The organism is Sneathiella litorea (genome assembly GCF_009882915.1).
Lineage (GTDB): Bacteria > Pseudomonadota > Alphaproteobacteria > Sneathiellales > Sneathiellaceae > Sneathiella > Sneathiella litorea.
The window spans coordinates 625,960-646,548 of record NZ_WTUW01000009.1 but is presented as its reverse complement, the minus strand read 5'-3'; the positions used below and the strand labels follow the sequence as shown (position 1 = coordinate 646,548).

At 50.6% G+C, this 20,589-nt stretch carries 17 protein-coding genes; all 17 read left to right on the top strand.

Annotation, left to right across the window (positions count from 1 at the left end; translation table 11 throughout):
- Window positions 1-263: 263 nt before the first annotated feature.
- On the top strand, window positions 264-1,286 hold the full coding sequence (locus tag GQE98_RS17045) for an amino acid ABC transporter substrate-binding protein (RefSeq protein WP_161316999.1): 1,023 nt from the start codon (window positions 264-266) through the stop codon (window positions 1,284-1,286).
- Window positions 1,283-2,458: an amino acid ABC transporter permease gene (locus GQE98_RS17040; RefSeq protein ID WP_161316997.1), complete on the top strand. Its 1,176-nt coding sequence runs from the start codon at window positions 1,283-1,285 to the stop codon at window positions 2,456-2,458. Before GQE98_RS17045 ends, GQE98_RS17040 begins: the two co-directional genes overlap by 4 nt.
- Window positions 2,458-3,540, top strand: a complete 1,083-nt coding sequence (locus GQE98_RS17035) for an amino acid ABC transporter permease (protein WP_161316995.1) — start codon at window positions 2,458-2,460, stop codon at window positions 3,538-3,540. Before GQE98_RS17040 ends, GQE98_RS17035 begins: the two co-directional genes overlap by 1 nt.
- Window positions 3,541-3,558: 18 nt before the next feature.
- Window positions 3,559-4,278 carry a GntR family transcriptional regulator gene (locus GQE98_RS17030; protein ID WP_161316993.1) on the top strand — a complete coding sequence of 240 codons (720 nt, stop codon included), beginning with the start codon at window positions 3,559-3,561 and terminating at the stop codon, window positions 4,276-4,278.
- 48 nt (window positions 4,279-4,326) lie between these two features.
- The gene (locus GQE98_RS17025) at window positions 4,327-5,586 is read left to right on the top strand and encodes a pyridoxal phosphate-dependent decarboxylase family protein (RefSeq protein WP_161316991.1); all 1,260 of its coding nucleotides are present in this window, start codon (window positions 4,327-4,329) and stop codon (window positions 5,584-5,586) included.
- A 497-nt stretch (window positions 5,587-6,083) separates the two neighbouring features.
- Window positions 6,084-7,217, top strand: coding sequence for an ABC transporter substrate-binding protein (locus GQE98_RS17020; RefSeq protein ID WP_161316989.1), 1,134 nt, complete (start codon window positions 6,084-6,086; stop codon window positions 7,215-7,217).
- A gap of 16 nt (window positions 7,218-7,233) precedes the next feature.
- Window positions 7,234-8,103, top strand: a complete 870-nt coding sequence (locus GQE98_RS17015; protein ID WP_161316987.1) for a branched-chain amino acid ABC transporter permease — start codon at window positions 7,234-7,236, stop codon at window positions 8,101-8,103.
- Between the two features lie 13 nt (window positions 8,104-8,116).
- Window positions 8,117-9,007, top strand: a complete 891-nt coding sequence (locus GQE98_RS17010) for an ABC transporter permease subunit (protein ID WP_161316985.1) — start codon at window positions 8,117-8,119, stop codon at window positions 9,005-9,007.
- Between the two features lie 35 nt (window positions 9,008-9,042).
- On the top strand, window positions 9,043-9,771 hold the full coding sequence (locus GQE98_RS17005; protein ID WP_202526363.1) for an ABC transporter ATP-binding protein: 729 nt from the start codon (window positions 9,043-9,045) through the stop codon (window positions 9,769-9,771).
- Window positions 9,768-10,484: an ABC transporter ATP-binding protein gene (locus GQE98_RS17000; RefSeq protein WP_161316981.1), complete on the top strand. Its 717-nt coding sequence runs from the start codon at window positions 9,768-9,770 to the stop codon at window positions 10,482-10,484. Before GQE98_RS17005 ends, GQE98_RS17000 begins: the two co-directional genes overlap by 4 nt.
- Complete coding sequence (locus tag GQE98_RS16995; RefSeq protein ID WP_161316979.1) at window positions 10,484-12,097, top strand: AMP-binding protein; 1,614 nt, start codon at window positions 10,484-10,486, stop codon at window positions 12,095-12,097. The genes GQE98_RS17000 and GQE98_RS16995 overlap by 1 nt, the downstream gene beginning before the upstream one ends.
- A gap of 157 nt (window positions 12,098-12,254) precedes the next feature.
- Complete coding sequence (locus GQE98_RS16990) at window positions 12,255-12,920, top strand: ImuA family protein (RefSeq protein WP_161316977.1); 666 nt, start codon at window positions 12,255-12,257, stop codon at window positions 12,918-12,920.
- A complete protein-coding gene (locus GQE98_RS16985; protein ID WP_161316975.1) occupies window positions 12,877-14,382 on the top strand; it encodes a Y-family DNA polymerase in 1,506 nt (501 codons plus the stop codon). Before GQE98_RS16990 ends, GQE98_RS16985 begins: the two co-directional genes overlap by 44 nt.
- Window positions 14,383-14,385: 3 nt before the next feature.
- Window positions 14,386-17,592, top strand: a complete 3,207-nt coding sequence (locus GQE98_RS16980) for an error-prone DNA polymerase (RefSeq protein WP_161316973.1) — start codon at window positions 14,386-14,388, stop codon at window positions 17,590-17,592.
- 434 nt (window positions 17,593-18,026) lie between these two features.
- Window positions 18,027-18,650 carry an isochorismatase family protein gene (locus GQE98_RS16975; protein WP_161316972.1) on the top strand — a complete coding sequence of 208 codons (624 nt, stop codon included), beginning with the start codon at window positions 18,027-18,029 and terminating at the stop codon, window positions 18,648-18,650.
- Complete coding sequence (locus GQE98_RS16970; RefSeq protein WP_161316970.1) at window positions 18,643-19,587, top strand: ABC transporter permease; 945 nt, start codon at window positions 18,643-18,645, stop codon at window positions 19,585-19,587. The genes GQE98_RS16975 and GQE98_RS16970 overlap by 8 nt, the downstream gene beginning before the upstream one ends.
- Window positions 19,584-20,561 carry an ABC transporter permease gene (locus tag GQE98_RS16965; protein ID WP_161316968.1) on the top strand — a complete coding sequence of 326 codons (978 nt, stop codon included), beginning with the start codon at window positions 19,584-19,586 and terminating at the stop codon, window positions 20,559-20,561. Before GQE98_RS16970 ends, GQE98_RS16965 begins: the two co-directional genes overlap by 4 nt.
- The last annotated feature ends 28 nt before the right edge of the window (window positions 20,562-20,589 follow it).

Below are 20,589 nucleotides of genomic sequence, written 5' to 3'. Positions count from 1 at the left end.
AAAATCAGGTTATCCGGCACCGCCAACCTCAATAATTCGGGCAAGGTTATAAAATATAGCCTGAAATTCCCGTGATCATCTAAAGAATAGAACTCTATTTATGCATTAGATTTTTACTTACATCAAAACAATCTAAAGTAGTATTTAGGAAAATATTGAAATATGATATAACAAATGACATAATTCTTATCATGGCCGGTCTTAAGTGTGCCAAGCCAAATAAAAAATGAACGTAAGTCACTCATGCTCAGGAAGGATGCAATATGATAAGAAGTTCGATTTTCGCTGCTACAGTAGCGCTAGGCGTAGGGATAGGTGGTGTCGCCAACGCGGCCGATCTGCTTGATGAAATCCAGGAACGCGGAGAATTGGTATGTGGTACGCTGAACTACATCGCGGGAGTTGGCTTCCTCGATGACAAGGGCGAATGGAGTGGCTTTGACGTTGATTTCTGCAAGGCAGCAGGGGCGGCAATTCTTGGGGATCCAAAGAAAGTTAGGTTCGTTGCCACGACCGGCGCACAAAAATTTCCGGCGCTGCAATCAGGAGAAATCGACATTCTGTCCCGGAGTGTTACGGAAACCATCTCTCGCGATACGACACTGGGGTTCAGCTTTATCGGTCCCAATCATATGACCGGTCAGGGATTTATGGTCCATAAAGACACAGGTGTAACCGATGTTAAACAGCTGGACGGCGCATCGGTCTGTGTGCTTGCGGGCACCACAACCGAGCGGTACCTGGCCGACTGGTTCAAGGCAAACGGAATGTCATTCCAGCCTGTGGCCGCGGAAAACAGCGATCAGATGTACTCAATGTATTTTGACAAGCGGTGCGATGCGGTGACGATGGAACCGCCCTATCTTGCTATCCGCCGTGCACGGGCCGCAACTCCGGATGATCATGTGATTTTGGAGACCCTTATTGCCAAATCATTTGAGGCCCCCGTTATCCGCGAAGGGTCGCCCAAGTTCTTCAAGGTCTTGCAATGGATGCATTACGGCATGATCACTGCGGAAGAACTCGGCATAACACAGGCAAATGTTGATGAAATCGCCAAGTCTTCAAAAAATCCTGTGGTACAGCGCTTTCTCGGAGTAGAGGGAACGATTGGATCTGACATGGGTGTGCCTAACGACTGGATGGTAAAGGTCATCAAGGCGGTGGGTAACTATGGAGAGTTTTACAATAATACTCTTGGGAAGAATTCCAATCTTCAAGTGCCGCGTGGTATGAATGCACTTTGGCGTGATGGCGGCGCAATGGTCGCTCCCGGCTGGCAATGAAGCCAGTCTCAGCCTATCAAGACGTACCCGGGAGGGTACGTCTTGCACGCTTTCTGACCCGACGTGATTTTCAGTCGCAGGGGCTATTTATCATTTTAGCCATTTTGCTGATTTGGGGGTCAATCCACGTCGCGTCCAGCAATCTTGCGGAATCCTCCGGGAAAACCGGGTTCGCATTCCTCTGGCAGAAGGCTTCCTTTGAACTTGGGGAAAGCCTGATCCCCTACAGTGCCGGCGATACTTATTTCAAAGCCTTTGTCGTGGGAGTTCTGAACACCTTGAAGGTCGCCGCTCTGGGCATAGTGCTTTCAACATTTATCGGGTTGATCATCGCCTTGGGGCAGCTTTCAAAAAGTGTTGTTATTACGCGCCTGTGCCGTGGTTATGTCGAAGTGGTGCGAAATATTCCGCTGTTGCTACAGCTGTTATTCTGGCACACGTTTCTGCTGCGCGGGCTGCCAACAGTCCGTCAGGCTCTTTCCCCTGTTGACGGAATTTATCTAACCAACCGAGGGCTTTACCTGGTTTCTCCCGTTCCAGAGTCGTCTTTTGGAATCGTGATGGCCGCGCTGTTGGTCGGGATAATTCTCGCAAGTGGATTATGGTATTGGCACCGGAAGACAAATGCCGGTTTTCGTCTGTGGCCATTGGGCCTGACGCTTACGTTTTTACCGGCCATTATTGCAACTTATGTCGCGGGCGCGCCAATTACCTGGGATGTTCCCCAGCTAACTGGTTTTAACTTTACCGGCGGTATGACCATTTCCCCGGAATTTACCGCGATGCTTCTGGGGTTGAGCATTTACACGGGCGCCTTTAATGCGGAGATCATCCGTGCAGGTATTCTTGGCGTATCGAAAGGGCAGGTCGAGGCCGGTCTTTCACTAGGTCTTCATCCGGGACAGGTTATGAGGAAGATCGTTCTTCCACAGGCCTTACGCATTATTATTCCGCCGATCTCAAATTCCTATCTCAATCTTACCAAAGAAAGCTCTCTCGGCGTGGCAATCGGTTATCCCGAAATTGTGCGTGTCGCCAATATTACTCTGGCAGAAACCAGCCAGTCGCTGGAATGCATTTCGATAATCATGCTGATTTACCTGATCCTGAGTCTGATTACGTCTCTGATCCTGAATGTCATGAATGCCCGTTCATCCAGAGAGGAACGATAATGACAGAACTTGCCCTAAATCGCTCTCCTTGGTGGCAAAGGTTGATATCCGAGGTTACCAAATCACCAATGTCAACGATATTGAATGTCGTCGCTTTGGGTATGTTGTTATTAATCGCAATCCCTTTAGTTAAGTGGGCTCTGATCGACGCGGTCTGGACAGGTGATTCCGGAGATAGCTGCCCGGCGGGCTCTGGCGCCTGTTGGGCCTTTATAGGCAGCAAGCTTCGGCTAATTCTGTTTGGGCGGTTCCCGTATGATGAGCAATGGCGCGCACTTGCAGGAACGGTGATCCTGGTAGCACTGGTTGTCATCTCCCTCAACCCGGTCTTTTGGCGTAAATGGCTGCTCCCGGTTTGGATTGCCGGGCTCCTTTCTTATGGAATTCTAATGTGGGGAGGTGTTTTCGGGTTGAGCTATGTGGAAAGCTCACTCTGGGGCGGGTTGCCACTCACAATTTTGCTGACTGTTTTTGGCGTGGCGTTCGGGCTGGTAATCTCGGTACCGATTGCCTTGGGGCGGCAATCTAAACTGCCAGTTTTTCGGCTCTCCGCCATTGTTTTTGTCGAGGCAGTCCGCGGCGTGCCTTTAATCAGTGTGTTGTTTATGGCTTCCGTGCTGTTACCTCTAATTATACCGGATGGTTTTACGCCGGATGGGCTTGGCCGCGTATTGATCGGGCTAGTTCTGTTCCTTGCTGCCTATATGGCGGAGGTTCTTCGCGGTGGCCTTCAGGCGATCCCGAAAGGCCAGTACGAGGCCTGCAGGTCCCTTGGCGTTGCTTACTGGCCCATGATTCTGAAGGTCATATTGCCACAGGCTTTCGAGATGGTGCTGCCTGCCATGGTCAATTTGTTTATTGGGGCGCTGAAAGGAACCTCCCTGGTCGTCATCGTCGCCATGATGGATCTTCTCGGGGCGGCTCAGGCGGCACTCGCGGATCCGAAATGGATTGGTTTTTATGTAGAGACATATGTATTCGCAGGCATAGTGTATGCGTTAATGTGCGGGAGTATTTCCTGGTACGGGCGCCAAACCGAGCGGTCGCTTCGTGAAATGCGGGAACATTCAAATAAAAATTAAGACAAAGGACAAGTTACAATGATTGCCGAATATGACACCCCGAAGGTAGATCCTGCATCAAAGGACCTGCTTGGTGCGGTGGATCGCAGTCCCTCTCTAACCGACAAGGTATATGAGAAGCTCAGGCAAGGGTTGCTCAGAGGTGTCTGGAGTCCGGGTGAAAAGCTGACGGCCCGAAAGCTTAGCCGAGATCTCGGAGTCAGCCTCACACCTGCACGCGAGGCTATTATGCGCCTCGTTAATGAAGGTGCGCTGGATGTATCGGAGAAACGAACTTTCAGAACCGTTGACCTAAATTGCGAGCAATATAGCGAAGTCATGCGTATTAGAAGCGCGCTTGAACCAATAGCAGTTGAATTAGCAACGCCGCTTTTCGCTGAAGAGGAAATTAAGCGCCTGATTGAACTGAACGAGCAAATGAAGGAAATGATCAGTCAGGAGCGGTTCAATGATTCACTGCAAATTGACTCCGAATTCCACCTCTTGATTTGTGATAGAGCCGAACAACCGCTCATGCGGAGTATCATTGATACACTTTGGCTGCGGGCGGGCCCGACGCGAAACCGATTATCTTATAGCTATCGCAAACGCCTTATCGGATATGAAAACCATAAGCGGATTATTGCGGCCATTCAACTGCGCGATGCCGCCGCCGCCGCCGCCGCCGTAAAACGCGACCTTTCAGAAGGGGCCGCAATAATTGTCGCCGTGCTGACGGAGGACGAACGGGATAACTAACAAGAATGCCTCTCTAGGTCAGACGCCCAATATATGAAAGGAAAACCCATGACAAACACAAGAAACTTATTCCCGAAAGGTGGCCGCGACTGGCCGGATCTGCAACGCGATATTCGGGCACGCTGTGCTGACGATGTGGATTGGCAGCATGGGCGAACTCCCTTGTTTGTTTTCCGGAATGATCAGGAAACCTATGAAATCGGGCGCAACGCGTTTTTCGAATGTTTCAGCGAAAATGCACTAGGCCGAAAAAGAGCATTTTTTGGAATAGGATCAATGGAAAAGGAAGTCCTTGATTTTGGATTGGATTTGTTCAGCGCCCCGGAGAGTGGAACCGGTGCGTTTACGTCGGGCGGGACAGAAAGCATTTTTATCGCAATTAAGGCCGCGCGCGAAGCCCATCGGGACCTCAATCCTTCACATCGTGGTGAAACGTTGAACATTGTTGTCCCGATTACCGTACACCCAGCCTTCGACAAGGCAGCGGATGCAATGGATCTGGAGATGCGGCGGGCGCCGCTTCGTGCCGACAAACGGGTCGATCCTGCAGAAATGCAGAAACTGATTGATGACCGGACAATTGCGATGGTCGGTTCCGCGCCGTGTTTCCCGCATGGAGTCGTCGACCCGATCGACGAATTGAGCGCGATTGCTCTGGATGCAGGTATTTGGTTGCATGTGGATGCTTGTGTCGGCGGCTGGATGGCGCCCTTTTTCACGCGGATAGGGCGGCCAACGCCAAATTTCGATTTTCGGTTTGAAGGGGTCCGTTCAATCTCTGCTGATCTGCATAAATTCGGGTATTGCCCGAAGCCGGCATCGACAGTGTTTTATCGAGACGTCACTGACCTCGAACGGGCGACCTTCAAATCTAATTCTTGGCCAAATGGGCCTTTTGAAACAGCGACTCTTGTTGGTACAAGGCCTGGCGGCGCGGTCGCGGGAGCCTGGGCAGTTCTCAATCATCTGGGAACGGAAGGCTATGAAGATGCGGCGCGGCGTTTAGCTGAGATGACGGATCGGTACTGTGAAGGAATTTCTGCAATTGAAGGGTTGGAGCTGTGGTCCAAACCGGATCTTTCGATTATCAACTACGGGTCATCTGAATTCGACATTTTTGTTGTTGCTGAAAATATGGTGAGCCGGGGGTGGCTCTCTGGCTTGACCCGTGAACCCAAGGGTATGCATGCAATGATGTCCCTTTTGCACGATGGATCCCGTGAGGAGTTCTTGAGTGATTTGCAAGAATGTGTGTATCTGGCGCGCAGCTCTCCGAAAGTCGAATCCCAGCTTCATGCTAAATATTGACCTGGGCAATTTTGCAATAAAATAACATGGTCTTGACAAGCTAGTGTATCGACATTTAGCAAGTTTTGGCTTTTGACTGGCTTTTTCCAAGACGTTAAACGGTCAGTATTAAACTCCGACGAACCTGGCTCAAAACCAGGTTCGCTCCTGAATCAGACAAGAACAGAGCTTCTGACTTCCGATCAGGTTCATCTGGGTTTAAGCAATTTGTCTCTGACAATGCCCATATCCGTTTTTTGGAAGAATTCTATTAGCCTGAAGGGCTGCAGATGTTTGGTTGTCTGTTCCTGGGCTCTGTAAATTTTATCAAGTTACTTATTAACCAAGCATCCATAGAGAGAATAGCGCCAACGCCGCGGTTAGTTCCGTCGTGTGGATCGTCGGCGGGATTATTACCCAAGGTCAAGGCCTCAGTTTCTTATCAAGTTGACAATCGAGAAAAAAAGAACCATTTTGCGCCCAACAACAATCAATAACAACCCATCAGGACCTTCTCAATGAAACAGATAAAATTTCTATTTGCTGTTATTTCATGCATCGGCTTCCTATCTTTTGGCACAGCTGCTGCGCAGGATCATACTATTGGTGCTTTATTTCCGTTAAGCGGGCCTAATGCGACATATGGTGACGTATTTATGGCCGGCTCTGATCTTGCAGTCGAGCATATCAATGCGGACAAGATGCTCAGTGGGCCGATGTCCATTGCATATGAAGATAGCCAGGGACTTCCTCAGCCGGCAGTCGTGGGCATGACGAAGCTCGTGAATGTCACGAATGTTCCATATGTTCTTTCTGCTTTCACCGGTGTGTCGAAAGCAATTTCGACATTGGGAAACCGGAATGAAGTTGTTGCCGTGAACGGGGGCGGTGTTGGACCGGACCTGGCGGCTCTTGGCGAATATTTTTGGAATGTTATTCCTCTCGTAAACTTGGAAGTTCGCGCTGTAATGCCTTATCTTATAAAAGAAAAGGGTATTAAACGCGTCGTTCTTATTTACATCGACGATCCATTTGGCAACTCCATTCTTGATGAGCTGGAATCGACATTGGAGAATGCAGGCGGTGAATTGGTTGAGACCATGTCTGTTCCAACGACAGCACAGCAGTTCTCCGGTATCGCGGCAAAGGTTCGTGCGGCCAACCCGGATGCTGTCTACATTGCAAGTTACGGCGCCCAGCAGATTCAGATCGTAAAGCAACTCCGTGATAACGGTGTTGATCAACAGCTCATTACATATTCCGGATATCTGGTGCCGGATGCGCTCGCACTGCCGGAAACGGAAGGTATTATTGCCACGGGGCAGGGCGTGAATTACGAGTCAGACGATCCAATTACCAAGCGCTTTGTCACTGATTACACGGCAAAATACAATAGTGCCCCGACGGCGTATAACGTGAACTACTATAATGCTACCTATCTGTTTGCGCTTCTGGCACAGGCGTTGGAAGCAGAAGGCAAAGAAGTCACCGGCGCTAACCTTCTTGCCAAGCGCAAGGAAATAGGGACTTTTGATCTGGTCGGGGGCAATGTTTCCTTCCAGGAAAATGGAACCTTGCTGTTCCCGATTCAGGTTAAAACTGTCAAGAATGGCAAAGCCGAAGTTCTCGATACAATTGATTTCGGAAATTAAGTAGGTACAGATAAAAATGCTTGCTTTACAGCTAATGATCACCGGTCTTCAGACCGGTGCTCTTTACGCGCTCACTGCCGTGGGCTTTTCGTTAATTTTTGGATCCACCCGGATATTTCACTTTGCACATGGGGCGACATTTATTATTGCCGCCTATCTGTTCTACTTTGTGAATGTCTCTGGCTTTGGGGTGACCTTGGGGGTTATTGCCGCGACTGCGGGGGCAATTGTCTTCGGGTTGTTGCTGAACAGGTTCGTATATGTTCCGATCCAGCGAGATGAAGGCTCTTTCTTCACCGTATTTGTCGCGTCATTCGGCATTGGCATCGTTATCCAGAATGTTGTTGGAATGATCTTCGGGCGTGGTTACGTTACCGTTCAAACGCCACTTTCATTTTCAGTTGAATTGATGGATGGGCTTTATGTGTCGCCGTTAGCATGGATCTCCATGCTGTGTGCAGCCATCTTTTTCGGTATTCTGTGGTGTTTCCTGAAGTACAGTAACTTGGGCTTGTCGCTGAGGGCTCTTGCCGATAACCCTGATCTTGTCCGTGTTTTTGGCTTAAATCCACGCTTCATATCGTCATGCGCCTTCACGATCGGATCTATTCTGGTTGTTCCGGCAGCGATTATTTCTGGAGCGACGACAGGCCTGAACCCGGCAATGGGGCATCATGTCATGCTGATCTCATTGGCCGCGACAATCGTCGGGGGTATTGGCAGTGTTGCGGGGACTTTGCTTGCGGGCCTTGCGCTTGGCCTCGCTGAAAGCCTGGCCTTGCTTTATGTGGATTCGCAATGGACCGAAGCTGTGACATTCGCGATTCTTTTCCTCTTTATTATTGTTCGTCCGTCCGGCCTCCTGGGCCGTTCTGCGGCTCATTAAGAAGGAGAGAACCGTGGAAGCCTATCTGCTAAACCTTGTTATTCTTATTTCAATCTATTCAACCCTCGCCGTGACCCTTAACTTCATTATGGGGTATGCGGGGATTTACTCCCTTGCTCACGCTGTATTCTTTGGGGTTGGTGCATATGCAGGCACATTTATGGCCATGCATTTTAACGCATCGATATTTATTACGATTCCCGTCGCAATGTTGGCGGGCGCCGTCCTGTCCCTCATTCTTGCCCTGCCGGCTTTGCGGGTGCGAGGAGAGTATTTCGTCGCGGCGTCGCTGGGGTTGCAAGTCCTTGCCGTAACAATTTTTTCTGAATGGAAAGCTGTTACCGGGGGCATTGGCGGCCTGATCGGGATCCCACCCCTGGATATTCTGGGGCTTGAGGTTTTCAAGCCTAGCCAGTTTATCTTCGTGACCGTTGGAGTGCTGGTGATTGTTCTCATCATTATTAATCGTCTGGTCCACTCCAGTTTCGGACGGAGCCTTCGCGCGATACGGGACAGCGAGAGTGCGGCGGCGGCATTCGGCAAGAATGTGCCGCTAATTAAAACAATATCGGTTGTTATTTCCTCTGCTCTTACGGCTGTGGCTGGGGTGTTGTATGCGAGTTACCTCAGCTTCATCAATGTCGAGAGTTTCATGTTGGACACGTCCGTTCTTATCATGGCAATGGTGATCATTGGTGGGACTGGAACACAAGCCGGACCCATTGTCGGGGCTGCGCTATTGCTCATACTTCCAAGTATTATCAGTTACCTGGATTTCCTTCCGCAGACCGAGATTGGATCAATTCAGCAAATTATTTATGGCCTGGGTATGGCTTTGTTGATGATCTATCGACCAGGCGGAATTGTTGGGCGCAAAAAGCAATCCGAAGCAGGAAAAGAGTAATGGTTTCTTCTAGTACGGACACACAAGAAGTCCTCATGGAAATACGAAACGTTGACAAGGCGTTCGGTGGTGTGAAGGCGGTAGATAATGTATCCATGGATCTACGGGCGGGGATTATAACCACGCTTGTTGGGCCCAATGGTGCGGGGAAAACGACTCTTTTCAATCTGATTACGGGGGAGCTGACCAAGGATAGCGGAACGATTAAATGGTTGGGGCAGCCGATCAATCGGATAAAGCCCTTTAAGGCTGCCCGCGCGGGCATTTTAAGAACTTTTCAGGATTTACGCCTGTTTAATGAAATGTCTGTGGAGGAGAATGTTCTGACCTCTGTAGAGGCAAATTCGGTGCCAGCTCCCATGACAAAAAGTCAGAGAACTGCACGCAGTGAAAAGGTTGAATATGCGCTGAACAGGGCAGGCCTGTTTTCAAAACGAAACATACGGGCCAAAGATCTTGCTTATGCGGAAAGAAAATTCCTTTCCATGGCGCGGGTGATGGCCACGGATGCGCGGCTCTGGTTGTTGGATGAACCGGCTTCCGGGCTTGATCCAAATTCCTACGAGAAATTCCTGGAGATACTACGGGAAGAAGTTAAGCAGGGGGTAACCGTCTGTATAATCGAGCATAATCTTGATATTGTTATCGGTATTTCCGATCGGATCGCCTTCCTTGACCGCGGAAAATTACTGGCTGATGACGAGCCGCAGACAGTTTTGAATGACCCTGAACTTAGAGCAATTTATTTTGGAGAGCGCACATGAACAATTCTGTCGTTCTGGCCGCGCAAAATATTACAGCGGGATATGGCGGACATCCTGCCATTAATGACATCACAGTGGAACTCCGTGAAGATGAAGTTCTTTGCCTGATCGGCCATAATGGGGCCGGGAAGTCGACTCTTTTAAAATGCCTGTTTGGGCTTCTTGCATCTGAATCCGGCTCCGTCATGATTGATGGGCAGGATACAACAAGAGAAAGCGCCCGGGAAATATCTGATCGAGGCGTCGCGATGGTGCCCGAAGGGCGCGGAGTTTTTCCAAGCTTGTCTGTTCGGGATATTTTTTCGCTTGGCATGCATGCGTCCGGCGTGCCCAAAAAGGAACAGTCAGATCGTGTTGAATGGGTGCTGGATATTTTGCCCGCAATCACGGAGTTCATGAACCGGCCGGCTGGGACCTTGTCCGGCGGGCAACAGCAGATGGTCTCAATCGGTCGCGCCCTTCTTAATCGCCCACGTATTTTGTTGATGGATGAGCCCTCCATTGGATTGGCTCCGAAACTTTTTCAGGATTTGCTCGCACCAATTCGCGCGCTTCAACAACGTGAAAAGCTCTCTATCCTTCTGGTGGAACAAAATGTGCGTGAGGCGCTGAAAATTTCGGATCGTGCGGTTGTCATGAAATCCGGTGCCATGATTTGGGAGGGACAACCCGCCGAGCTTGAGGATAATGAGCGACTTATGGAACTCTACTGATGGTCTTTACGGATTATACGTTTGATAGTGCCCTTGCCAATAGAGTGGTTTCAGAAAAGGCAGGAGACCGGCGTCCAATATTTGTCACTCAGAATGGCACGGAAATCACGCCAACCAAGTTTGAAGAAAAGGTCTCTGCAACCGCCGCATGGTTAGATGCGCACGGCATTGTCTGTGGCGACAGGGTCGCTGTTTGGCTCCCCAATAAGTTAGAGTGGATGATGTTATTGTTCGCTTGTGCCCGAATTGGGGCAATTGTTGCGGCGGTGAATACGCGATATCGCACAGCCGAATTACAACATATTCTGAAGTCCAGCGGCGCGAAAATGCTGATATTCGAGGGGCGTGACGGCTACACCGATTTTCATACCCTGATATCGAAGTTGGACTTTTCAGTTTTGCCTGAGCTTGAGAAGCTGGCGTGCGTAGATATGGATGGGGCATCGCTGCCGCCTCTCAATAATATTGAAATCAATACATTCTCTCCCGATGCATCCCTTGGCACGTCGCAAGTGGCAGGAACGGCCGATACTCCTATTTTGTTGTTTACGACATCCGGAACAACGAACGCTCCAAAGCTGGTTATGCATAATCAACGCGCGGTGGGTATTCATGCCAATGATTGTGCCAAGGCGTTGGGTTTTGATGACGATGACGCACGATTTCTCGCGGTTATGCCGTTTTGCGGCGTTTTCGGTTTGAATCCAACGCTTGCGGCTATCGCAGGGGGCGCACCAGTCTATCTCAACACCCAGTTTGAAATTGAGTTGTTGATCCGGACGGTCAAAGATAATGCGATTACTCATCTTTTTGGCAGTGATGAGATGTATCAACAGATCTGGCAGAGGGATAAGGATGCCTTTGCCCATGCCCAAATCTGTGGATTTGCATCCTTTACCCCGGGTCTTGAAGAAAAACTCCGTCAAATTGCGGCAAAAGGAGTGCCTCTTGCTGGCCTGTATGGGGCAAGCGAGCTTTTTGCAATTTTCTCTACCCAGCCACTGACACTGCCGATCGAGCAGCGTTTACAGGGCGGCGGATTGCCGGCTGGTGGTGCATCAGCCGAAATTCGCGTTCGGAATACGGAAACAGGCAAGCTTTGCGCGGTAAATGAGGTCGGTGTCCTGGAATTTCGGGCGCCAACAAATTTCATAGGCTATTACCGAAACGAAGAAGCGACCTCAAAATCAATTGATGAAGACGGTTACTTTCACAGCAGTGATGTAGGTTATCTCCGGGACGATGGTACCTTTGTGTATCTGGCAAGAAATGGAGATTTTCTCCGTCTTTCAGGCTTCTTGACGGATCCAAAGGAAATTGAGGAGGTCATCGAGCAAAATGAGTCTGTTGAGAAATGTCAGGTCGTCGGAATTGAAGTTGATGGGAAAACACGCCCCGTTGCTTTTGTAATATCTTCAGACCCAGACCAGCCGCCACAGGAAGCGGAACTCATGGCCACCGCAAAAGCCACTTTGGCGCATTACAAAGTACCGCTTCACGTGATCGTAATTGAGGCGTTCCCGACGACAGAAAGTGCGAACGGGCTGAAAATTCAAAAAGCGAAACTACGGGATCAGGCGGTTAGCTACTCCAAAAGTAACCTGACCCAGTAAGGCAGCCATTTAAACGGGCGAACTCTCTTGGACATATAATTTGTTCGAGGGAGTTGTGTCTGCGCGTCTCTTTTCTACGACATTAATGCCGCAACAGCTTTTGACTCTTTGTATGGTTTTGTGTAAGAACAAAACAAGAACATACTAAGGGGTCATAATGCGGCATGAAACATTAAAGCAGCAGATTATTGCGTTGGAGCTGGGGCGATGCGAACGTCAGCTTTTGCCTCTCGGATTGCCTGCGATTGACGATGCATTGCAGGGAGGGCTGGATCTAGGCGCCATACATGAAGTCACAGGGCCGGCGGCTGTTTTTTTTACTCAACTGATTATGCGGCAAAAAGGGGGAGGGGTGTTCTGGCTGACAACCAGAAGCCCGAATGAGGAATATTACCCGCCGGGGATGGCGCAATATGGCAGTCGGCCGGAAGATTTCATCGCGATCTGCCTGCCGGACACACGAGACTTGCTGAAGGTTGCCTATGAAGTGTTGGGGGCAAATGTGGCGGGCTGTGTGCTGCTTGAGGTGCAAAAGCCGCTTACACAAACGCAAATGCGAAAACTTCAGATTGCCGTGCAGAATACGGACACCCTGGGCCTTGTTACCCGGTTCACTCATGTGGGGATGACCTCTCCAGAGCAGGAAGGGGCATGTGGGTCCGCAATCACCCGCTGGTATGTAACGATTGTGGACTGGTCCCATGAGAAAACGCAGATCGAGCTATATCTGGTAAAGAATCGACGCGGGTCTCCGTGTCGCTGGATCGTGGAGATTGACCATGCAACGCATCATTTGCATCTGGTTTCCGTTCCTGGAGAGTGAAAGGCTAATTCGGCAAAACCATGATCTTGCGCTGAAACCGTTTGCCCTGATCATGCGGGAGGCAAATCGCGCCTTCATATCAGCGCTAAGCCGGAATGCGGAGAATATGGGATTTGCGCCGGGCATGAGTCTGGCTGATGTGCGCGCCGCCGCTCCCGATATGCTCTACTATGATGCAGACCCGATGCAGGATATCCGATGCCTGCAGGGCTTGTTGCGCTGGGCAAGCCGGTTTACGCCCCGCGTTTCACGTGGTGGCGGACATAACCTGTATCTGGATATCACCGGCGCGAGCCATCTGTTTGGTGGGGAAGATACTCTTCTGGATACATTAGAAACACAGCTGAAAAACTTCGGGTTTACGGCCCGGCTTGCCTTGGCGGACAGTAAAGCCGCGGTCTGGGGGTTTGCCCATTTCGGGAAGAGTAAAAGCAATATTACCGCGAAGATATTACAGGAGGCGGCAAACGACCTGCCGGTTGAGGCGCTGCGGTTATCCTATGCCTCCACCGCCCTCTGCCAGAGGCTGGGGATTAGAAAAATCGAGGATTTGGTGGTGTTGCCCCGCGTGGCCCTGACCAAAAGAATTGGTCTGGAAGGGATAAACCGGCTTGACCGTTTCTTTGGGCGTAGCCCTGAGGTTACAGAGTTTGCACGTCATAGAAAGAGATTGATTGAAGAGGCGCAGTTTTTTGATCCTCTGGCGACAAATGCCGGAGTGGAGGCGGCGTTGGAAGAACTGCTCGAAAAGCTGTGCCAACGTCTGTCCGGGATGCAGCAGGGAATTCGCAAGGCGCGGCTGCAGTTGGAACGGGTTGACCATGAAACCATGTCTTTCTTCATTCAACTCACACGGCCGAGTATTGATGTAAACCTTTTGAAGCGACTGTTCCTGCATCATTTTGAACAGATTGATGTCGGATTCGGCATAGATCGTCTGATCCTGATTGCGGAGCAGGCGGCACCGCTCTCCTTTCATCAACTGTCCCTGGAAAATACTAAAACCCAGAACCGGGAGCAGGATAAGGAGCGATTGATCAATGAACTGTCGAACATGGTCGGCTACCGGTATATTCACCGCTTCTTTCCGGCGGACAGCCATATTCCGGAGCGCGCCTTCAGTCGGGAAGCTGCTCTTTATGCGTCCCGATCTCAACGCTGGATATCGTCATCCGGCAAGCGGCCTCTTCGGATCCTGAAAAAGCCGGTCTCAGTTCTTCTGTCTGACGGTATTGAAAAAAGGGCGCCTGAAACGGTTTTCTGGCATGGCCATAAATGCCATCTGACGCCGCTGTCGGGGCCGGAGCGGATAGAGCCGGACTGGTGGCGTGATGATCCTGACTGGCGGAACGGGCCCCGTGATTACTGGTGGGCAAAGACCCACTTCGGGGCGTTATTCTGGCTTTACCGGGTGTCCGATGGAATGAAGACCCAATGGTTTGTTCATGGGTTGGGGAGTTAGAAAATGCTCCGCTTTGCCGAACTGCACACAATAACAAACTTCACGTTCCTGGAAGGGGCCTCCCATCCAGAGGATTATGTCCGCCGGGCTAAGGAGTTAGGCTTGGAAGCGGTCGCCATTACGGATCGCAATTCTCTCGCGGGTGTTGTCCGGGCCTATGCGGAAGCGAAAAAAATTGGCCAGCGGATTATTGTCGGCGCGGAACTGCTTTTGTCTGACGGGCAATGCCTGATTGCCCTGCCGACGGACCGGAATGCCTATGGACGGCTGTGCCGTCTGATCAGCTGTGGGCGGCAACGGGCCGAAAAGAGCCAGTGCCTGATCCATAAGGAAGATGTGCTGGAGTGGGCGGAAGGAATGATTTTCATCTTGCAGGCACCGGAGGAAATTGACGGCCAGTTCGAGGAGTCTCTGCGCTATTGGGTCGCTGAGTTGGGGGCAGCTCTTTATCTGGCGGCGGAAAATCTACTGTTGGGCCAAGATGAGTTGCGGCTGGCCCGGCTGCATGACGTCGCGCAGGCGCATAAGGTGCCAATTGTTGCCAGTAATCATGCCGTGATGCATATGCCGGAAAATCGCCCGGTTGCGGATATCCTGACCTGTATCCGTGAGCATTGCACGATTGATGAGGCCGGAACACGCCTGCAGAAAAATGCCGAACGGCATCTTAAAGGCACGGAAGAAATGCTGGAGCTTTTTTCTGGATATGAGGATGCGGTTCGCCAGAGCCAGGAAATCAGCCAGAAAATTAACTTTTCTCTGGAGGAATTGAAATATGAATACCCGGATGAGGTTTCAAACGGGCAAGACCCGCAAACGGAACTGGAACGGCTTGTCATCCATCAGTTGCCCGCCCGGTATCCGGCGCATTTATTCCCACACGGCGTTCCGGAGAAGGTAGCAGAGCTTATTCAGCGGGAATTGGCGGTTATCAAGGAACTTAACTATGCCCCCTATTTCCTGACCATTTATGACATTGTCAAATTTGCGACGGAGCAGGGAATTCTGTGCCAGGGCCGGGGCTCCGCGGCAAATTCCGTGATTTGTTATGTTCTGGGCATTACGTCGGTTTCGCCGGAACGGCTTGATATGGTGTTTGAGCGGTTTATTTCCGTTGAGCGTAACGAGCCACCGGATATTGATGTTGATTTCGAGCATGAACGCCGAGAAGAGGTTATCCAGTATATCTATGAGAAATATGGCCGACACCGCGCCGGTTTGTCGGCAACGGTGATCTGTTATCGCACCCGTTCGGCCATTCGTGAAGTCGGTAAGGCGCTCGGCCTGTCACAGGATACGTTGTCATCGATGACAAGCCTTGTCTGGGGCTGGTCAGTTTCGGGGCAGGCGGCAAACCGAGGTCAGATAAAGGCGGCGGGCCTTGATCCGGATGACAGGCGACTGGTACTTTGTGCGGAGTTGAGCCAGAAGATCATGGGCTATCCCCGTCATCTGTCCCAGCATGTGGGTGGGTTCATTGTCACCAAGTCACGCCTCGACGAAATTGTCCCCGTTGAAAATGCGGCAATGGAAAACCGCACCGTTATTGAATGGGACAAGGATGACATCGATACATTGGGGATCTTGAAGGTTGATGTGTTGGGGCTGGGCATGCTGTCCTGCATTCGTCGGGCTTTTGAGCTTTTGAAAAGCCATTATGGCGTTGCCCATACGCTGGCCTCTCTGCCCGAGGGAGATACAGCGGTTTATGATATGCTGTGCAAGGCCGATAGCGTTGGGGTCTTTCAGGTGGAAAGCCGGGCCCAGATGTCCTTCCTGCCCCGCATGAAACCGCGCAATTTTTATGATCTGGTGATTGAGGTTGCCATTGTGCGTCCCGGTCCTATTCAGGGTGACATGGTTCATCCTTATATTCGCCGTCGAAATGGAGAGGAAAAGGCGGTTTACCCGTCGAAAGAACTTGAAGGTGTTTTGGGCAAGACTCTCGGCGTTCCCCTGTTTCAGGAACAAGCCATGCGTATTGCCATTGTCGGTGCCGGGTTCAGCCCCGGTGAGGCCGATCAGTTGCGTCGTGCCATGGCGACTTTCCGCAAGATGGGCACGATTAATTCATTCCGGGACAAGTTTATCCGGGGGATGGAAAGGAATGGCTATGATGCTGAGTTTGCAGAACGATGCTTCAAGCAGATTGAAGGCTTCGGTGAGTATGGTTTCCCCGAAAGCCATGCGGCGTCCTTCGCGTTACTTGTGTATGCCTCGGCCTGGCTGAAATGCCATCATCCGGATGTCTTTGCCTGCGCCTTGCTTAATTCCCAGCCGATGGGGTTTTATGCGCCCGCACAGATTATCCGTGATGCCCGAGAGCATGGCGTGACGGTGAAGCCAGCAGATGTCAATTATTCTGCGTGGGATAGCATTCTGGAGCCCGGAGAGAGCGGGTTGGTGCTGCGTCTGGGGCTGCGGCAGATCAAGGGAATGAAAAAGGACGATGCGGACTGGATCGTTGTGGCCAGGCAGAACGGTTACGTTACTGTGCGTGATCTATGGGTCAGGGCGGGCATAAAGCCGGGGTCTCTCAAGCGGCTGGCAAACGCAGATGCGTTTTCTTCTCTTCATTTGGGCCGACGAGAGGCGCTGTGGCAGGCCAGCGGGATCAAGGGCGAGAAACCGTTGCCATTGTTTTCATATGCGAGAGAAGATGAGCAGGGGATGGAACCAGATGTAATTTTGCCAGAAATGCATGTTGGTGAGAATGTGTTGCAGGACTATCGTTCTCTTCGACTGAGCCTGCGGGATCACCCGATCAAGCTCCTTCGTCCACAGTTTCCGGGCACCATGCACTCTAAATCCCTGTTGACAGTCCCCCATAAACAGCGACTGAGTGTTGCGGGACTCGTCCTCGCCCGCCAGCGTCCGGGCACATCCAAGGGGGTGGTCTTCATGACACTCGAAGATGAGGAAGGCAGCATTAATGTTGTCGTCTGGCGCAAGGTATTTGAACGCTATCGGCGGACGGTTATGACCGGGCGGCTGGTTAAAATATCAGGTGTGCTTGAACGAAAAGGTATCGTTACCCATCTGATTGCAGATCATATTATGGATTATTCATCCTGGCTGGAAAAAATGGGCGATGAGAATTTTCTCAAAAAAGCATCCAAGGCTGAGCCAGTGAAGAACCGTCCGGTGAACCTGCATAAGCATCCACGTGATATGATAAAGGCTCTGTTCCCCTCACGGGATTTTCATTGATGAATAACACGGGTTCTACGGTTCATATTCTCTGGGGCCATGTCAATTAACGGCGGCAATATTCCAACTTTCGCCCTATCTGAAAGAACAACTATTGATATAAATGGAATCAGAAAGTTATGGGGTGGAATCCAGCCAAGCGGACATTCATGACAAGGCCCCAACTTTCAAGGAGCCGCGTCACTTGACCCATTATCAACCAAACAGTTGGGTGATATTGACTTGATGCAAATTTCTAATTAATCTCGTAAATCAGGCGTAAAGGCTTTCTGAAAAACCAGAGTATTGATACGTTAGTGAGGAGGGTATTAATGCGAACCACGATAATATGTGCTGTCAGATCGGGTGAATCGCCAATCCTAAAATAAATACGAAACTGAAGATTACATCTTCAGAGTGAATAACAAAAAATAATTGCGGCAAGGAGGGAAAGGGTGGCACCATTGCTAGACATAGGCAATCCGGCTCTGTTGATCGTGGATATGCAAAATGATTTTGTGCGCTCCGGCGCCCCTTTGGAAGTGCCGGATGCCCGCGCGACTATCAAGCAGCATCAATCACTCATTTCTGCTTTTCGCACTGCCAGACGTCCTATTTTTTACACCAAGTTCCTCTCGACACCCTACAGGTCACTGCTCTGGAATTGGTCACCAGAATGCGAGGAGGATACGAAATGCTGCTGGAAAGGGCATTATCGGCGCTTTGAGGATCGAAATGAGCCGCTCGAATGCACGGATATCATCAGCGAAATCTATCCCGAAAGCGATGATTATATCATCGAAAAATTTGGCTATGGCGCCTTTCATGGAACAGCGTTGGCCGACATGCTTCATGCACTGGATGTAGAATCCGTAGTCGTTACGGGCACGGTCACACAGATATGCGTTGAGGAAACAGCACGAGAAGCTTTTCATCATGGTTTCAAAGCAACCATGATCTCTGATGCCGTTTCATCTTTTGCCCCCCATCTACATGCTGCCACATTGGAGAATTTTGCCATGAAATTTGGCTGGGTAGCTACCACTGAAGAAGTACTGGTGCAGATGAAAGATGCGTGACCCTATAACCTCCGCACTGAGCAGCAAATACGGAATTATCGTCCTTTTGGGTATGACAGTATTGTTCGCTTTCATTTTCGTACCGGAATTTGGAACGGTCAATAACCTTACTAATATTGCCATTCAGTCTGCTCCGCTGGCGATACTGGCAATAGGTCAAACGGTCGTTATCATTGCCGGTCTTATCGACCTCTCCGTTGGTATGCTGCTTGGGCTGATTGTCGTTATCATTGCCGATCTTATGCAGGGGCAGTCAAGCATGACGGCGTTTGCCATTCTTGTCGCACTTGGGCTAGGTGGCGGTGTCGGGATGATTAATGGCCTGCTTAATAATCTGCTGCGTATTCACCCCCTCATCCTGACCTTCGGGATGTTGAGTATCCTGCAAGGTTTGATTTTTGTTTATACGGATAGAAGTGTAGGACAGGTTTCGCCGGAATTTTCCTGGATGGCAAATGGGACGATTTTCGGTGTTCCTTTTTCCATTATTTTACTGATTTTCGTCGCAACATTCGTTTCATTCCTATTATACAGAACACGTCTTGGCGCCCATATCTTTGCCGTTGGAGGCGGGGAGGAACAGGCGCGTCGAGCAGGCATTCTGACCGGTCGTGTCAAGGTCTGGGCTTTCATTTTCTCCGGCCTGTCCGCTGGGGTGGCGGGCATGCTCGTTGCGGGTCGTCTTGGTACCGGATATCCAAACGCTGGTGTTGGATACGAGCTTGACGCCATTGTTGCCGTTGTCTTGGGAGGGACGTCACTCGCTGGTGGGCGAGGCAGTATTCTCGGAACTATAGCGGCTGTCTTTGTTCTTGGTGTTGCCAGCAACATATTGAATCTTATGGAAATATCGTCATTTGTTCAAATCCTTGTTAAGGGCCTGATCGTCGTCATTGCCATTCTTCTTAATCAGCCAAAAAGGATAGTCGCGTCATGAGTGACAGAACGGGGACAGTTGCTGATAACCTCCAAACGAGAATTTGGCGTTGGGCTAGTTCAAATGCAATCTGGATCGTCCTCGCCCTCCTGTTTTCAGTTGCTGCCCTGCTTTCCGATGCGTTTCTCCGCCCTGTCTATATTTTCAATATAGTCCGTCAGGCGGCACCTGTCGGGGTTGCCGCGATTGGGGTGACTTTGGTGATGATCCTGGGGGGTGTTGATCTGTCCGTGGGCGCGATCATTTCCTTGACGGCTGTTTTGACGGCGGTCTTGATGGATGGTCAGGTGGCGAATATCCCTCTTGCGGTGACGTTTGCGCTGGCTGTCGGAGCATTTATTGGCGGGATCAATGGGGTTCTGATTGCCTATAACCGCATTTCCCCCTTTATCCTGACACTTGGAATGGCAGTTGTGATTACTGGGATTACCCAGATCTATTCCGGCGGGACGGCGCGAGGGATAGTTTCTCCTGGTTTTCGCGAGTTCTTTAATTTCAGGATTGGCGGTGTTGTTCCCGTTCTTGCGCTCTTTTTCCTCGGGCTCGCACTTGTCGGAGTAAGGTTACAGCAAACAACGAAATTCTGCCGTAACCTCTACTTAATCGGTAGCAATCCTCAGGCTGCCGAGCTTTCGGGGCTTCACGTCAAAAGAATAACGATTATCGCCTATGCTTTATCTGGCCTGATGGGGGCTATGGCGGGAATTGCGTTGCTGGCCCGTTCCGGTGTTTCCAGTACATTTGCCGGCCGGGGTCTGGAGTTTGACGTGCTGGCGGCTGTTATCCTCGGCGGAACCACCTTTCAGGGAGGCCGCGGCGGGATAGGCGGTACAATTGCCGCTGTGTTCGTTTTGTTAATCGCATTCAATTTAGTCAACATCGTTGGGCTTGATTATAACGCCCAGCTTATCGTTAAGGGCGCCATAATCATTATTGCGTCTTCAGCATACATTTATTTCAAGAAAGTGCGCTAGGTATGCAGCGCACATAACAACAAGGGGA

What these genes read in the sequence shown, in the direction of transcription:
- GQE98_RS17045 (WP_161316999.1), top strand. Translation starts at nt 264, where the DNA reads ATGATAAGAAGTTCGATTTTCGCTGCTACAGTAGCGCTAGGCGTAGGG.
- GQE98_RS17040 (WP_161316997.1), top strand. Translation starts at nt 1,283, where the DNA reads ATGAAGCCAGTCTCAGCCTATCAAGACGTACCCGGGAGGGTACGTCTT.
- GQE98_RS17035 (WP_161316995.1), top strand. Translation starts at nt 2,458, where the DNA reads ATGACAGAACTTGCCCTAAATCGCTCTCCTTGGTGGCAAAGGTTGATA.
- GQE98_RS17030 (WP_161316993.1), top strand. Translation starts at nt 3,559, where the DNA reads ATGATTGCCGAATATGACACCCCGAAGGTAGATCCTGCATCAAAGGAC.
- GQE98_RS17025 (WP_161316991.1), top strand. Translation starts at nt 4,327, where the DNA reads ATGACAAACACAAGAAACTTATTCCCGAAAGGTGGCCGCGACTGGCCG.
- GQE98_RS17020 (WP_161316989.1), top strand. Translation starts at nt 6,084, where the DNA reads ATGAAACAGATAAAATTTCTATTTGCTGTTATTTCATGCATCGGCTTC.
- GQE98_RS17015 (WP_161316987.1), top strand. Translation starts at nt 7,234, where the DNA reads ATGCTTGCTTTACAGCTAATGATCACCGGTCTTCAGACCGGTGCTCTT.
- GQE98_RS17005 (WP_202526363.1), top strand. Translation starts at nt 9,043, where the DNA reads ATGGAAATACGAAACGTTGACAAGGCGTTCGGTGGTGTGAAGGCGGTA.
- GQE98_RS17000 (WP_161316981.1), top strand. Translation starts at nt 9,768, where the DNA reads ATGAACAATTCTGTCGTTCTGGCCGCGCAAAATATTACAGCGGGATAT.
- GQE98_RS16995 (WP_161316979.1), top strand. Translation starts at nt 10,484, where the DNA reads ATGGTCTTTACGGATTATACGTTTGATAGTGCCCTTGCCAATAGAGTG.
- GQE98_RS16990 (WP_161316977.1), top strand. Translation starts at nt 12,255, where the DNA reads ATGCGGCATGAAACATTAAAGCAGCAGATTATTGCGTTGGAGCTGGGG.
- GQE98_RS16985 (WP_161316975.1), top strand. Translation starts at nt 12,877, where the DNA reads ATGCAACGCATCATTTGCATCTGGTTTCCGTTCCTGGAGAGTGAAAGG.
- GQE98_RS16980 (WP_161316973.1), top strand. Translation starts at nt 14,386, where the DNA reads ATGCTCCGCTTTGCCGAACTGCACACAATAACAAACTTCACGTTCCTG.
- GQE98_RS16970 (WP_161316970.1), top strand. Translation starts at nt 18,643, where the DNA reads ATGCGTGACCCTATAACCTCCGCACTGAGCAGCAAATACGGAATTATC.
- GQE98_RS16965 (WP_161316968.1), top strand. Translation starts at nt 19,584, where the DNA reads ATGAGTGACAGAACGGGGACAGTTGCTGATAACCTCCAAACGAGAATT.